The following is a 15494-nucleotide window of genomic DNA, read 5'->3' on the forward strand; positions in this document are numbered from 1 at the left end:
CGCTGCGTGCTCAAGTAGCGGACAACCCTACCTAAGTGTCGTTACCCCGTAACGGTGGTTATGGGATACTGGCGAATAGCCATTTCACCATCCTGCAGTGGGCGGTTGCGCCTAGGATTCTGTCTTGACCATCAATGCCGTTGTACAGAACGCGGTCATGCTGCTCGCGTTGTGCTGGCTGCTGGCCTTCACTACACGCAGCTGGAACCGGAGCGGCCAACGCTCTGCACAATTGCTCGCCGGCCTCTGGTTCGGCAGCGCCTGCATCATTGGCATGCTAATGACCAGCACAGGCCAGACGGGAATCATCCTCGATGCCCGCACTGTGGTGCTGAGCATGGCCGGCCTGTTCGGCGGACCGCTAGTAGCAGCCATCGCCGGCACGCTGGCCGGCGCCTACCGTCTGTGGCTGGGTGGGCCCGGCGTAGTTCCCGGAATCGCCAACATTTTGCTACCGATCGCATTCGGACTGACTTACGGCTGCGCATATCGCAAGCGTTTGCTCGGCATCGGTTTCTGGCAATTGCTGGGGTTCGGACTGGCAACGCACCTGGTCGTGCTGGGCCTCATCGCGATGCTACTGCCCAACCCACTGGGCGCCGCCGCGGTGAAGGAAATCGCCTTGCCGATGCTGTTGGCGCTTCCACTGGCCACCGCCGTTCTTGGTGTCCTGCTCAAGGATCTGCTCGAACGCGACAAGATCGAGCAGGCGCTGCGCTCCAGCGAAGCCCGGCTGCGCGCCATAGGCCAGGCTATCCCCGACCCGCTGCTGGTTGTCGACGAAGACGGTCACTGCCTGGACGTAATCTGCTCCGAGCGCAACCTGTTGTATAGCGAGGCCACCAGGTTGCGCGGAAAAACCGTGAAGGAAGCTATGCCGGAAGAAGACCAGCAACGCTACCTCGACTACATTCGACAGACACTCAACAGCGATACGCCGCAGCTAATCGAATACAGCCTACCGACACGTATCGGTGTAAGGATGTTTGAAGGCCGCGCTTTGCCATTGGAACAACCGCCAGGGCAGAAGCGAGCGGTGGTCTGGCTGAGCCGCGATATCACCGAACGAGTGAACACCGAACTGGAGCGCAGGATCGCCGCCATCGCCTTCGAATCGCAGCAAGGCATGCTGATTACCGACGCACAGAATCGCATCCTGCGGGTCAACCGAGCCTTCACCCGCATCAGCGGCTACAACCCCGCCGAAGCCATCGGCCAGACTACTGCTTTGCTCGCGTCCGGCAAGCATGGGCCGGAGTTCTATCGCACCATGTGGTCGAGCATCGAAACCACCGGCGTGTGGGAAGGCGAAATCTGGAACCGGCGCAAGAGTGGCGAGATTTTTCCCGAATGGCTGACCATCAGCGCGGTGCACAACGCGCTCGGAAAGGTGACTCACTATGTCGCCGCCTTTACCGATATCACCGATCGCAAGGCAGCCGAAGAGCGGATCCATAACCTGGCGTTCTACGATCCTCTGACCAATCTGCCCAACCGCCGACTGCTGCTCGACCGCCTGCACCAGGCCATGGCGGCCAGCCGCCGGGGCAATCAGCTCGGCGCGTTGATGTTCATCGATCTGGACAACTTCAAGAACATCAACGATCTGCACGGGCACCAGACCGGCGACCAGGTGCTGCGCATCGCCGCTGAGCGTCTGCACGCCGAGGTGCGTGCCAGCGACACGGTGGCGCGCCTGGGTGGCGACGAGTTCGTGGTGATGCTGGAGAACCTCGGCGATGACCCGCTACGCGCCGCGGGCCAGGCCGAGCACATCGGCATGAAGCTGCTGGACTCGCTGGACCGGCCGTATCGTCTGGCCGACCTTGCGTTGTACAGCAGCGCCAGTATCGGTGTGGTGCTGTTCGGTGCCGAAGCCAGCAGCAGCGACGAGCTGATGAAGCGGGCCGACATGTCGATGTACGAGGCAAAGATCTCCGGCAAGAACACCCTACGCTTCTTCGACCCACGCATGCAGCTGGCCGTGCAGGACCGGTTGCGTCTCGAGGAAGAGATTCGACTGGGGTTGAAGAACGGCGACTTCATACTCAATTTCCAGCCGCAGCTGGAGCAGACCGAGGGCATCGTTGGCGCCGAGGCGCTGGTGCGCTGGCAGCATCCGCTGCGCGGCCTGCTGACGCCGGCGGCGTTCATCGCCCAGGCCGAGCACGCTGGCCTGATCCACACCCTCGATCAACAGGTGCTGGCCCAGGCCTGTGCCCAACTGGCGCGCTGGGCCGAAACGCCGGAATTCGCCCACCTCAGCCTTTCGGTCAACCTCAGCGCACACTTGCTGTACCAGGACAATTTCGTCGAGAAGGCACTCGAACTGCTGGAACGGAGCGGTGCCGATCCGGCCCGGCTCAAGCTGGAGCTGACCGAAACGCTGCTGCTGGACAACATGCCCGAAGCCATCGCCCGCATGACGCGGCTCAAGAAGCACGGCATCCGTTTCGCCATCGACGACTTCGGTACCGGCTATTCCTCGATGAGTTATCTCCAGCAGCTGCCGCTGGATCAACTGAAGATCGATCAGACCTTCATCCGTCGCCTGCCGGAGGACAGCAGCAGCCTGACCATCGTCCGGGCCATCTGCGCACTGGCTACCGGTCTGAACCTGGAGGTCATCGCCGAAGGTGTCGAAAGTGAGCCACAACGGGCGATGCTGTTCGCCAATGGCTGCCACCACTACCAGGGCTATCTGTTCGGCAGACCGCTGTCGGCGGATGCGTTCGAAGAGCTGGTTCGCAGCGCCGCCGCGGACGACGGCGTATCAGCCTGACGAGGGACGCATCGCCCTGCGTCCCCGAACCTGCACTCAGAGCGCCAGAGGCGCGCGACCGCAGAGCGTCACCAGCGCCTTTACCCAATCCTCGTGGGTGTTCAGACAGGGCACCAGCACCAGCTCCTCGCCACCCGCCCCGATGAACTGCTCACGCCCACGATCGCCGATCTCCTCGAGGGTTTCGATGCAGTCGGAGACGAAGGCCGGGCACATCACCAGCAGCTTTTTCACGCCCTGCTGCGCCAGCTCGTCGAGACGTGTCTCGGTATAGGGCTCGATCCACTTGGCGCGGCCGAGGCGCGACTGGAAAGACACCGACCACTGATCGTCACGCAACCCCGCTTGCGCCGCGAAGCCGGCGGCGGTGCGCATGCATTGCGCGCGGTAGCAGCTGGCGAGTACCGCACCCTCGGCACGCTGACAGCAATCATCGCCCTTCAGGCAGTGCGAGCCGGTTGGATCGGTCTTGTGCAGATGGCACTCGGGCAGTCCGTGGAAACTCAGCAGCAGATGATCGAAATCCTGTTGCAGATGCGGCCTGGCACTGGCAGCCAGCGCATCGAGGTACTCCGGCTGGTCGTAGAACGGCTGCAGAATCGACAATTGCAAGCCCAGTCCACGCTCGCGGATGACCCGGCGCGCTTCCTGAATGACCGTCGTCGTCGTGCTGTCGGCGAACTGCGGATAAAGCGGCGCCAGGGTGACCTGGGCGATGCCCTGCCCGGCCAGACGCGTCAGCGTGGTCTCGATGGACGGCTCGCCATAGCGCATCGCCAGCTCCACGGGGCCCTGCGTCCAGTGCGGGCGTACCGCTTCCTGCAGGCGACGGCTCAGCACCACCAGCGGCGAGCCTTCCGGCCACCAGATCGAGGCGTAGGCATGCGCAGATTGTTCGGGGCGCTTGATCAGAATCAGCGAGACCAACAGGCGACGCAACGGCCACGGCAGATCGATCACATACGGATCCATCAGAAACTGATTGAGGTAGTGGCGTACATCAGCGACTTCCGTGGAGGCTGGCGAACCCAGATTGACCAACAACAACGCCTGCTCTGTCATGCAACATTCCTGACTACTGTTTGTAAGTTGCGCCGTACCCCAAGCGGGGGGCGCGCTATTTTCACACAGGGTGCACCCTTCAGGGGTGCGTCAATAGGTCGGCCAGGGCCGTATCCAGATCACTGAAACGAAAGCGGAAACCTTCCGCCTCGGCCCGCTGCGGCGACGCGTGCTGGCCACCGAGCAGCAGCCCGGCCAGCTCGCCGAGCAGGGGTTTGAGCACTGCCGCCGGCACTGGCAGCAGCGTCGGGCGATGCAGGCAGCGGCCGAGACTGCGGGTGAACTCGACGTTGCGCACCGGGGTCGGCGCGCAGGCATTGTAGGGTCCGCTGGCTGCCGGCTGGTGCAGAAGAAAATCAATCAGGGCGATTTGGTCTTCGATATGAATCCACGGCATCCATTGCCGACCATCGCCGATGCGCCCACCCAGGCCTAGCCTGAATGGCGGCAGCAAGCGCTGGAGAAAGCCGCCGTCACGCGCCAGCACCAGCCCGGTACGCACCAGCACCACGCGCATGCCCAGCACCGTCGCCTCCATCGCGCGCTCTTCCCAGGCATTGCACAGCTGGCTGGCGAAATCGGAGGAGACCGGCTGATCGGCTTCGGTCAGGCGGTGCTCCCCACCATCGCCGTACCACCCCACGGCGGAACCGGAGATCAGCAGCGCCGGTCTCTGCTCGCGCCGGCCCAACCATTCGACCAGCTGTTCGGTGAGCTTGATTCGGCTGTCCCACAGCAGCGCCTTGCGCGACTTGGTCCATGGCCGATCGGCGATCGGGGCGCCGGCCAGATTGACCACCGCGTCCAGCTCCACGGCATCCAGTTGCTGCAAACTGCCCACGCCCTGCACCTCGGCACCACACAGCATGGCAACGCGTTGCGGCGTGCGGCTCCACACCCACAGCCGATGCCCGTCCGCCAACCAGCGCCGGCACAGCGCGCGTCCTATCAGCCCGGTACCGCCCGTCAACAAGATGTTCATGGTGAGCTCCTGGCGCGCAGCCATTGCGCGGGTTTGACGACCTGCTTGAAAGCATACACCTATACACGTTCACACGAACCGTACAGCATTTTAAAGCTACCGCTTCGGCTGTCTCACTGGCACGCATCAGCCCGGCCGGAAAAAGCTGTGGATCGACAAGCCGGCTAATAACCCTCTTCGAACACGTCGACAACTATCCAAAGCCATCCACTGACGACATTTGTACAGCATTACGCCATTAGTTGTACATCCAGTATTGACTTGTACAACACCGTAACTATGATGACCTCAAGTTGTACAGAAACCAAAATTGTACAAGACGAGGTCGCCACAATGCACACCACGCTTCCCACGCCCAAGATCGGAATCAGCGCCTGCCTGCTCGGCAATCCGGTGCGTTTCAACGGTGGCCACAAGGAATCACGCCTGTGCAGCGAAACCCTGGCACAACACTTCGAATTCGTGCCGGTGTGTCCGGAGGTCGCGATAGGTCTGGGCACGCCTCGCGAGCCGATTCGCCTGGTCGGCGACACCGACGCGCCGAGGGCGGTCGGCACCGTGCGTCCCGAGCTGGACGTCACCGAAGCGCTCGCCGCCTACGGCCGGCAGATCGCCGAACAGCTGCACGACATCAACGGCTACATCCTTATGCAGAAGTCGCCGTCCTGCGGTATGGAGCGGGTCAAGGTCTATGCCGCCAACGGCCACACCCAACCCGGCGGTGGTAGCGGCGTGTTCGCCCAGGCACTGATGCAGGCCTGCCCGGATTTGCCAGTCGAAGAGGACGGCCGCCTGAACGATGCCGTACTGCGCGAAAACTTCCTCACCCGCGTCTATGCCCATGCCGACTGGCAGCGCCTGTGCCAGGCCGGTCTCAGCCGCCGGGCCATCGTCGATTTCCACTCGCGCTACAAATACCAGCTGATGGCGAGCAACCCGCTGCAATACAAGGTGCTCGGTCGGCTGGTGGCGCAACTTGCCGAACACTCGCTGGAGGCGTTCGCACCGCAGTACTTCAGCCAACTGATGCAGGCCCTGAAAAAGCCCGCCACCCGCGGTACGCACTGCAACGTGCTGCTGCATCTGAGCGGCTATCTCAAGGACGCGCTGGGCGCGGACGATCGCCGCGAGATGCGTCACCTCATCGATCAGTACCGCGCTGGCGTCATTCCGCTGGTGGTGCCGCTGACCCTGCTCAAGCACCACTTCCGCCGTCATCCCGATCACTACGTCGCTCGCCAGGCGTACATGCAGCCGCACCCCGAAACCCTCAGCCTGCGCAACGGAATCTGAACATGAATGAACCAACGGAGCTGACGCAGCTGATCGCCGAAGGCCTGCTGCCGATCCGCGAGGTAGCACGCATCACCGGCGTCAACGCCGTGACCCTGCGTGCCTGGGAGCGTCGATACGGGCTGATCGTCCCGCTGCGCACGCCCAAAGGGCATCGACTCTACGAAGACGCGCACATCCAGCGCATCCGCAAAATCCTCATCTGGCTCAACCGCGGCGTTTCCGTCAGCCAGATCAAGCCGCTGCTGGACACCACCACGCCACCGGAACTGCCCAGGCAGAACCAGTGGTCCGAGCTGCTCGCAGAGTTGCTGCAGGCCATCGACCGTCTCAGCGAACGCCGCCTGGACGATGCCTTCAACCGGGCCATGGCGTTGTACCCACCGCGCACGCTCTGCCAGCATCTGCTGCATCCGCTGCTCGATGCACTCGACCAGCGCTGGCAGGGCCAGTACGGCGCGGCAGTGGAGCGGGTGCTGGTTCATTCCTGGCTGCGCAGCAAGCTGGCAACCCGCATCTATTTCAACAACCGCCAGCAGGCCGGACGCCCGTTGCTACTCGCCAATCTGGATGACGAGTCCTTCACGCCGGGCCTGTGGCTGACCGCCTGGCTCGTCTCCAGCACCGACTGCCCGGTCGAGATCATCGAGTGGCCGGTTCCGCTGAACGAGCTGAACCTGGCGATGGAACGCATCCTGCCCCGCGCCCTGTTGCTTTACGCGAGCAACAGCCTGCCGGGCAACTGCCTGCAACGCGATCTGCCACGCCTGATCGAGCAAAGCGTCGCGCCACTCTGTGTGGCCGGTCCGGCCGTTCATATCCATGCACCCGAGCTGCACCGACATCGCGGGCTGATGCTCGCCGAGGACCCACTCGGCGCCCTGCAACAACTGCACGGCGCCGGCCTGCTGCCGGGTAGCGAAGGGAGCGCGTCATGACCCAACTGTTCTGGTTGCGCAGCGATCTGCGCACAAGCGACAACACCGCCCTGGCCGCTGCCATGGCTGCCGGCCCAACGGTGGCACTGTATCTGGTCACCCCCAGGCAATGGCTTGCTCACGACGATGCCCCATGCAAGGTCGATTTCTGGCTGCGCAACCTCGCCGAGCTGTCGACCCGGCTGGGTGCGCTCAACGTCCCGCTGCTGATTCGCGAGGTCGATGATTGGCAGGCGGTGCCCGACGCGCTGCTGAACGTCTGCCGCGAGCACGGCATGCAGCGGCTGCATTACAACGAGGAGTACGGCGTTAACGAGCAGCGCCGCGATCAGGCAGTGGCGGCTCGCCTGGAAGCGGCCGACATCCGCGTGCGCGGCTATCTCGACCAGCTGCTGTTCACCCCGGGCAGCGTACAGACGCAGTCGGGCAGCTATTTCAAGGTGTTCAGCCAGTTTCGCAAGGCCTGCCTTGCACGCCTGAGCGTATCGCTGCCAGCCTGTGAGCCGGTGCCTGCGGCCCAGGCGCCGCTGGGTATCGCCAGTGATCCGGTGCCCGCTGCGGTAACCGGCTTTCCCCGGCCCACGGACTATCTGCGCGCGCTCTGGCCGGCCGGCGAAGCCTTCGCCCAGCGCCGTCTGGCGGCGTTCGTCGAGGATGACCTGAACGAATACCACCAGCGCCGCGACCTGCCCGCCGAGCCCGGCACCAGTCAGCTGTCGGCCTACCTCGCCACCGGCGTCATTTCCATCCGCCAGTGCCTGCACGCGGCGCTTGGCTACAACCAGGGCGAGCTGGACAGCGGCAGCACCGGCGCCACCACCTGGGTCAACGAACTGCTCTGGCGCGAGTTCTACAAGCACATCCTGGTCGGTTATCCGCGGGTGTCGATGCATCGCGCCTTCCGCCCGGAAACCGAGGCGCTGCCATGGCGGCGCGCGCCGGACGAGCTGGAAGCATGGCAGCAAGGCCGTACCGGGTTCCCGATCATCGATGCGGCCATGCGTCAGATGCAGGAAACCGGCTGGATGCACAACCGCCTGCGCATGGTCGTCGCCATGTTCCTCAGCAAGAACCTGCTGATCGACTGGCGTGAGGGCGAGCGCTGGTTCATGCGTAACCTGATCGACGGCGACCTGGCCGCCAACAACGGCGGCTGGCAATGGAGCGCGTCCACCGGCACGGATTCGGTGCCCTACTTCCGCCTGTTCAACCCGATCAGCCAGTCGCAGCGCTTCGACCCGGACGGGCAGTTCCTGCGCCGCTGGCTGCCCGAGCTGCAGCACCTGAGCAAGCGCGACGTGCATAACCCGTCGGCGCACCGCAGCCTGTTCGACGTTACCGAGTATCCCAGCCCCATCGTCGACCTCGGCGCCAGCCGGGCGCGGGCGCTGGATGCCTTCCGCAACCTGCCGGATGCGCATGCATGAGCGGCTTCCTGCAGCGTTTCACCGGCGAGTTAGCCCCATCTCGCCTGCCCGGCGAACTGGAACACCGCATGCGCTTCAACCCGCCGGGACGGCGCATCGGTGTGCACATGGAGGCATGGCAATCGGAACGGATCGACCGCGTGCCGGAGGAGATCTGCAACATCACCGAGCAGGCCCTCCTGCTCGCCCTCGATGTCGCCATCGAGGCTCCACGGGCCGGGGAACAGGGTCGCGGGTTAGCCGTGGTCGCCGACGAGGAGCGTCAGCTGCGCAAGCTGGCCGGTCGCCTCGGCAGCCTGAGCGGCCGCCTCACCGTACAGTGGCTCGACGGTTCGGGTCAGCGCCGCCGGCGCCCGGCGGAGTGACCGACCACCATTGCATTGGGTTGCTCGAAGGCCGCGCACACTGCCGGCACCAGCAGCCGGGCGTGGGGCGGGATATCCAGCCCGTCAGCGTCCAGCACGATCACCCCGTCGGCATGCAGTTGCTGCAGCGCGGGCCAGTGCCGCGCATAACGCTGCCGCACATCCACGCCGCTGTGCAGCGTGAGCGCGTCGAAATCCAGCGTGAAGGTGCAGCGCAGACGTTCGAGCAACGTCTGATGCAGCGGATCGACATGGCTGGCATGCAGACCGCAGATGCTCGGTAGCTGGTCCTGGTCCAGTGCCTGCTGGTAGGCCTGCGCGGTGCTGGCGTTCTGGCAATAAAGGCCATCGACCCGGCTGATCGCGCCCACCCCGAAGCCCAGGTGATCGCATGCGCCGTACAGGGTGTAGCCATGGATATCGTGGTACAGCGCGCCGATCTCCTGAGCCATCGCCAGGTCGTCGTGAGGCAGGACGAACTTGCCCAGCCCGATGTAGCGGTAGCCGGCGGCGCTGAGCTGCTCGACACCGTGGCGGTACATCGCCAGCGTGTCGGCCAGCGAAGCCAGGCCGAGCCGCGCGGGATTGGCAGCGACCAGCGGCGCGTCGCGGTAATCGAACATCGTCACCTGATCCGGCGCCAGCTCGATGATCGACGCCAGCTTGCGTGCGAAGCTGGCCGGCGTCTGCCAGGACCTGCCGTAGCCGAGGTCCAGATTCACCGAGCGGTAGTGCAACGCATGGGCAGCCTCGATCACCGCGCGGATGCGCGCCGAACTGCGGAAGTACTCGACCGTGCCGCCGTCGTCCGCGCGCAGATCGGGCACCGCGACGCTGAGCTGGTTGAAGCCGAGCTCATGCAGCGCGCCAATCAGCGGCCAGTCGGCATGGGCCAGCTCGACTTCGGCGAGAAAGCTGCCGGCACGGGAATCGACGAAACTGAAGCGGCTCCTGAGCAGAGTCATCAGTTCTCGCAACGCGGCGATGCCCAGTGTGCCGGTGCTCAGCCGCAACTGCTCGACCTGCTGCAGCGGCCCGACATGGCAACCGAGCTGTTCGATCTCGCGACGCAGGCGCAGCTGATAGGCGGCGGCCTCGCCAGGCTGCAGCTCGACGCCACCGGGCTGGTGAATGGATAGCGACAGCGGGCGGCCGGCGCGACGCCCCTCGCGCAATGCACGCAGCAGATCCAGCGGGGCGATCCGGTCGCTGAAATCGGCCGCAGCCGGATAGGTGCAGTGCCCCTGCCCGATCTGTCCGTAGCGTTGTACCAGCGCGTCGTCCCAGGTCACTGAGCCAAGCATGAGAGCCTCCCGGCTGCGAATATCGTGTTTATTGCTTTAAGCGGCATCATCCGCGAGCCAGTGCGGGCGACGTTGACGTCCGTCAAGTAGGTGACAGATGGCCCCGGTGAGCAGCCGGACGGTCAGAACTCCGACGCGAAACACAATGCACTGCCTGAGGGACAGACACTCGCAAGCGCCGTTCGACCAGCCGACGCTTTGGAAAAGCCCGCAACACGATGCTATTGATAGTCCTTCTTCCATACCCCGGAGCCCGATCGTGATTCCAGCTTCGCTGATTTCCGCCCTGCGCTCGGCCCGCCATGTCGTCGTGTTCACCGGTGCCGGCGTTTCCGCCGAGAGCGGCATCCCGACCTTTCGCGACGCGCTGACCGGTTTATGGGAGCGTTTCGATCCGGGCGAGCTGGCCACAGCCGAAGCGTTTCGCCGCGACCCGGCGCTGGTCTGGGGCTGGTATGAATGGCGGCGCATGCGCGTGTTCCAGGCGCAGCCGAACCCTGCTCACCTGGCGATCGCCGAACTGGCGCGCCAAGTACCACGTCTGACGCTGATCACGCAGAACGTCGACGACCTGCACGAGCGCGCCGGCAGCCAGGACGTCATCCACCTGCACGGCAGCCTGCACCGACCGCGCTGCTTCGCCTGCGCACGCGAGCCTGCCGAGCCGCTGCCTGACGCCGACGAGCCCGAAGGCGGCCGTCGCCTCGAACCGCCCCGCTGCAGTCATTGCGGCGGACGGCTGCGCCCCGGCGTCGTCTGGTTCGGCGAGAGTCTGCCCGTCGCTGCACTCAATGCCGCGTTCCAGGCCGCTGGCGAATGCGATCTGCTACTGTCGGTAGGCACCTCCGGGGTGGTCTATCCCGCTGCCGAAGTGCCACACCGGGCGCACGACGCCGGAGCCACCGTGGTGCACGTCAACCCGCAAGGCGAGGCGACTGCCGGCAACCGCGAACACCTGCTTGCGCTGCCCGCCGGCAAGGCACTGCCGGAATTGCTCCGCGAGGCGTTTGGCGGCTGACAGAGATAAATCTGCTCCTTGCCACGCAGACGTGGTCGCCCCAAAGCAGGGAGCACGCCCGCACCGCCGCACTGTTCTGGTTCAAGCCTGCCTCGTTCCGGCCACAGCGACGAACGCCGATTCGCTCAGCGCCTGTGCGACCAACACCCCGCAATACCGCGCAGTCGCGCGCTTGGCAGCCGCACATGCACGCTGCCGGACAAGCTGGCATACAACCTGCAATCACCCTGGCAAACCTGCCCGACTCGCGGCAGGACGTCCCACACGGTCAGCGGCGACCGTCAAGCCAAAAGGCGCGGGACCGGGTGTAGCAGGCAACGGGGCCTGACCGACCACCCCACACACCACTAATTACCAGGCAAAGGCGCCTGGAGCTGATACCAGCTCCAGGCGCCTTTTTGCATTTTGCCGGCCCAGTGCCGCAGCAGCTCGACTGAGGAAAGGCCATGAGTTCTACCGTCACTCCGCTCACGCAAGAAAAACTGGTCATCGTCGGCAACGGCATGGTCGGTCACCACTGCATCGAACAGCTGATCGAGCGCGGCGCCCTCACCCGCTACGAGTTGCATGTGTTCGGCGAGGAGCGCCAGCGTGCCTACGATCGCGTGCACCTGTCCGAATACTTCGGCGGTCGCGATGCCGAGTCGCTGGCCATGTGCGAGGCCGACTACTACGCCAGCCACGGCGTCTACACCCATCTGGGCATTCAGGTGCTGGGCATCGACCGCGAGCGCAAGGAGGTCGTCACCAGTGCCGGCCGCCAGCCCTACGACCAGCTGATCCTGGCCACCGGCTCCTACCCCTTCGTGCCGCCAATCACCGGCGCCGAAGGCAGCGCGCGACTGGTCTACCGCACCCTCGACGACCTTGATGCGATTCGTGCGGCCGCCAGCGGCGCCAAGCGCGGTGTGGTGGTCGGTGGCGGTCTGCTCGGTCTGGAAGCGGCCAACGCGCTGAAGTCGCTCGGCCTGGAAGCGCATGTCGTCGAATTCGCCCCGCGCCTGATGCCGGTGCAGCTGGACGCCGAAGGCGGCGCAGCATTGAAGGCTCGCATCGAGGCGCTGGGCGTCGGCGTGCACCTGTCGCGCGCCACCCAGGAGATCGTTACCGGCGAAGACTACGCCTGGCGGATGAACTTCACCGACGGCGAATTCCTCGAAACTGACCTGATCGTGTTCTCCGCCGGCATCCGCCCGCAAGATGCCCTCGGCCGTGTCGCGGAGCTGGAGATCGCCCCGCGCGGCGGCATCGTTATCGACAGCGAATGCCGCACCTCGGACCCGGCGATCTTCGCCATCGGCGAGTGCGCCAGCTGGAACGGCAGCGTGTTCGGCCTGGTCGCCCCGGGCTACAGCATGGCACGCGGTGTCGCTGCGCAACTGGCCGGCGAACCGCACGAGCCCTTCTACGGCGCCGACATGTCGACCAAGCTCAAGCTGCTCGGCGTCGATGTAGGCTCCATCGGCGATGCCCACGGCGCCACGCCGGGCTCGCGCAGCTACCGCTTCATCGACGAGGCGACTGCCAGCTACCGCCGCCTGGTAGTGTCCGCCGATGGCAAGCGCGTGCTCGGCGCAGTGCTGGTCGGTGACAACAGCTACTACGACACCCTGCTGCAGTACGCGCAGAACGGCATCAAGCTGCCGGCCGATCCGTCCGCGCTGATCCTGCCGCAGACCGAAGGCGCTCCGACCCTTGGCCCGGACGCACTGCCGGCCAGCGCGACCATTTGCTCCTGCCACAACGTCAGCAAGGGCGCGGTGTGCTGCCAGGTCGACGCCGGCGTCACCGACCTCGGCGAGCTCAAAGCGGCAACCAAGGCGGCCACCGGCTGCGGCGGCTGCAACGCCCTGCTCAAGCTGGTGTTCGATGCCGAACTGTCGGCGCGCGGCGTGGCGGTGGACAAGAGCCTCTGCGAGCACTTCGCCTACACCCGTCAGGAGCTTTACGGCATCGTCCGCGTCGAGGGCATCCAGAGCTTCGCCGAACTGCTGGCCAAACACGGCCGCGGCCATGTCGGCTGCGACATCTGCAAGCCGACGGTGGGTTCGATCCTGGCCTCGTGCTGGAACCAGCCGATCACCGATCCGGCGCTGATTCCGCTGCAGGACACCAACGACACCTTCATGGCCAACATGCAGAAGAACGGCACCTACTCGGTGGTACCGCGCATCCCGGGTGGTGAGATCACCCCCGAGGGGCTGATCGCCATCGGCGAGGTGGCGAAGAAATACGACCTCTACACCAAGATCACCGGCGGCCAGCGCATCGACCTGTTCGGCGCCCAGCTGCACGAGCTGCCGGACATCTGGGGCGAGCTGATCGCCGCCGGCTTCGAAACCGGCCACGCCTACGGCAAGAGCCTGCGCACAGTGAAATCCTGCGTCGGCAGCACCTGGTGCCGCTACGGCGTGCAGGACAGCGTCGGCATGGCGCTGCGCCTGGAGGACCGCTACAAAGGCCTGCGTGCGCCGCACAAGATCAAGTTCGCCGTATCCGGTTGTACCCGCGAATGCGCCGAGGCGCAGAGCAAGGACATCGGCGTGATCGCCACCGACAAGGGCTGGAACCTCTACATCTGCGGCAACGGCGGCATGCGCCCGCGACATGCCGAGCTGTTCGCCACCGATCTCGATGACGAAACGCTGATCCGCATCATCGACCGCGTCTTGATGTTCTACGTGCGCACCGCCGACAAGCTGCAGCGCACCTCAGTCTGGCGCGAGAGCCTGGAAGGCGGCTTGGACTATCTGAAGGACGTCATCCTCGACGACAGCCTGAATCTCGCCGCCGAGCTGGAAAGCCAGATGCAGCACGTGGTCGACAGCTACCAGTGCGAATGGGCCAACGCCATCAGCGATCCGGAAAAGCTCAAGCGCTTCCGCACCTTCGTCAACGACGGGCGCGCCGACCCGGACATCCACTTCGTCAAGGAGCGCGGCCAGCGTCGGCCGGTACGCGCCAGCGAACTTCACCTGATCCCACTTACCCAGGAGGTGCTCTGATGAGCCAGTCCAACGTCGTTCGTCTCGACTCCCGTTCCGCAGCCCCGGCGGCCTGGCAGGCACTGTGCAGCCGCGCCGATCTGGTCGCCAATTCCGGTGTGGTGGCCTGGCACGAAGGCGCCCAGGTGGCGCTGTTCCACCTGCCCGACAACGCCGAAGGCGAGCAGCTGTTCGCCATCGACAACCGCGACCCCAAGTCTGGCGCCAACGTCATCGGTCGCGGCATCGTCGGCAGCCTCAAGGGCGAGCTGGTGATCGCCTCGCCGCTGTACAAGCAGCACTTCCGCCTGGCCGATGGCAGCTGCCTGGAATACCCCGAACAAAGCCTGCGGGTATGGCCGGTGCGCCTCAATGGCGATGCCGTGGAAATCGGCCTCGTGTGAATTCAGCGCTGTCCCTAAAGACCTTCGCTCAACAGCCTTCTGCCAACTACTCAAGAGCATCACGCAATGTCCTACATAATCCCTTCGGAGTTCGCCACCAAGATGGTGGACGCCGGTGAATCGAAGATATTCATGTCCACTCGCGACACCCTGATCCGCGCCTTCATGGCCGGGGCGATCCTCGCCCTCGCCGCGGTGTTCGCGGTGACCATCACCGTGCAGACCGGTTCACCGCTGATCGGCGCCATGCTCTTTCCCGTGGGCTTCGTCATGCTTTACCTGATGGGGTTCGACCTGCTGACCGGGGTGTTCATGCTCACCCCGCTGGCACTGCTCGACCGTCGCCCCGGGGTAACCGTCGGCGGTGTGCTGCGCAACTGGGGCTGGGTTTTCCTCGGCAACTTCGGCGGTGCGCTGACCGTGGCCTTCATGATGGCCTTCGTCTTCACCATGGGCTTTTCCACCGAGCCGGGGCCGATCGGCTAGAAGATTTCGCACATCGGCGAGGACCGCACCCTGGGCTATGCCGAGTTCGGCGCAGCCGGCTGGGCGACCATCTTCCTGCGCGGCATGCTGTGCAACTGGATGGTCTCGATGGGTGTCGTCGGCGCGATGATCTCCACCTCGGTCAGCGGCAAGGTCATCGCCATGTGGATGCCGATCATGCTGTTCTTCTTCATGGGCTTCGAGCATTCGGTGGTGAACATGTTTCTGTTCCCCTCGGCGATGATCATGGGCGGCGACTTCTCGGTGATGGACTACATGCTCTGGAACGAGATCCCCACCGCACTGGGCAACCTGGTCGGCGGCCTGGCCTTCACCGGCCTGACGCTTTACACCACCCACGTGCGCACCGCCCCCAAGCGCACCGTCTACTGACTTTGGAGTGAACGAAGGCCCCGGCTCGCATGCGCGCCGGGGCTTTTGCGCAGATG

10 protein-coding genes and 2 pseudogenes are annotated in these 15494 nt (G+C 64.9%); 9 read left to right on the plus strand and 3 right to left on the minus strand.

The features are described 5' to 3' along the window. Window positions 1–124: 124 nt before the first annotated feature. Window positions 125–2782: an EAL domain-containing protein gene (locus P5704_002870; GenBank protein WOF79462.1), complete on the plus strand. Its 2658-nt coding sequence runs from the start codon at window positions 125–127 to the stop codon at window positions 2780–2782. 36 nt (window positions 2783–2818) lie between these two features. Here the strand turns inward: P5704_002870 and hemH are convergent, their stop codons facing one another. Together hemH and P5704_002880 are read right to left on the minus strand one after the other, a co-directional pair. Then, window positions 2819–3844: a ferrochelatase gene (hemH, locus tag P5704_002875; protein ID WOF79463.1), complete on the minus strand. Its 1026-nt coding sequence runs from the start codon at window positions 3842–3844 to the stop codon at window positions 2819–2821. Window positions 3845–3923: 79 nt separating this feature from the next. Further along, window positions 3924–4826 carry a TIGR01777 family oxidoreductase gene (locus tag P5704_002880; GenBank protein ID WOF79464.1) on the minus strand — a complete coding sequence of 301 codons (903 nt, stop codon included), beginning with the start codon at window positions 4824–4826 and terminating at the stop codon, window positions 3924–3926. 333 nt (window positions 4827–5159) lie between these two features. Between P5704_002880 and P5704_002885 the strand changes: the two genes are divergently transcribed. From P5704_002885 to P5704_002900, 4 genes and pseudogenes are all read left to right on the plus strand, one after another. Next, window positions 5160–6119: a 2-thiouracil desulfurase family protein gene (locus P5704_002885; GenBank protein ID WOF79465.1), complete on the plus strand. Its 960-nt coding sequence runs from the start codon at window positions 5160–5162 to the stop codon at window positions 6117–6119. A gap of 2 nt (window positions 6120–6121) precedes the next feature. Then, the gene (locus P5704_002890) at window positions 6122–7057 is read left to right on the plus strand and encodes a MerR family transcriptional regulator (GenBank protein WOF79466.1); all 936 of its coding nucleotides are present in this window, start codon (window positions 6122–6124) and stop codon (window positions 7055–7057) included. Further along, window positions 7054–8484: a deoxyribodipyrimidine photo-lyase gene (phrB, locus tag P5704_002895; GenBank protein ID WOF79467.1), complete on the plus strand. Its 1431-nt coding sequence runs from the start codon at window positions 7054–7056 to the stop codon at window positions 8482–8484. Before P5704_002890 ends, phrB begins: the two co-directional genes overlap by 4 nt. 113 nt (window positions 8485–8597) lie before the next feature. After that, window positions 8598–8765, plus strand: a pseudogene (locus P5704_002900) (methyl-accepting chemotaxis protein). Window positions 8766–8821: 56 nt separating this feature from the next. Here the strand turns inward: P5704_002900 and P5704_002905 are convergent. Beyond that, window positions 8822–10153, minus strand: a complete 1332-nt coding sequence (locus P5704_002905) for a coproporphyrinogen III oxidase (protein WOF79468.1) — start codon at window positions 10151–10153, stop codon at window positions 8822–8824. 259 nt (window positions 10154–10412) lie between these two features. Here P5704_002905 and P5704_002910 point away from each other — a divergent pair, with 259 nt between their 5' ends. From P5704_002910 to P5704_002925, 4 genes and pseudogenes are all read left to right on the plus strand, one after another. Continuing rightward, entirely contained in the window at window positions 10413–11171 is a 759-nt protein-coding gene (locus tag P5704_002910; protein WOF79469.1) for an NAD-dependent deacylase, read from the plus strand. Window positions 11172–11617: 446 nt separating this feature from the next. Then, window positions 11618–14176 carry a nitrite reductase large subunit NirB gene (gene nirB, locus P5704_002915; GenBank protein WOF79470.1) on the plus strand — a complete coding sequence of 853 codons (2559 nt, stop codon included), beginning with the start codon at window positions 11618–11620 and terminating at the stop codon, window positions 14174–14176. Then, window positions 14176–14559: a nitrite reductase small subunit NirD gene (gene nirD / locus P5704_002920; protein WOF79471.1), complete on the plus strand. Its 384-nt coding sequence runs from the start codon at window positions 14176–14178 to the stop codon at window positions 14557–14559. The genes nirB and nirD overlap by 1 nt, the downstream gene beginning before the upstream one ends. Before the next feature lie 66 nt (window positions 14560–14625). Beyond that, window positions 14626–15438, plus strand: a pseudogene (locus P5704_002925) (formate/nitrite transporter family protein). Window positions 15439–15494: the final 56 nt, after the last annotated feature.

The organism is Pseudomonas sp. FeN3W (assembly GCA_030263805.2).
In the GTDB taxonomy this organism is placed as follows: Bacteria; Pseudomonadota; Gammaproteobacteria; order Pseudomonadales; family Pseudomonadaceae; genus Stutzerimonas; species Stutzerimonas stutzeri_G.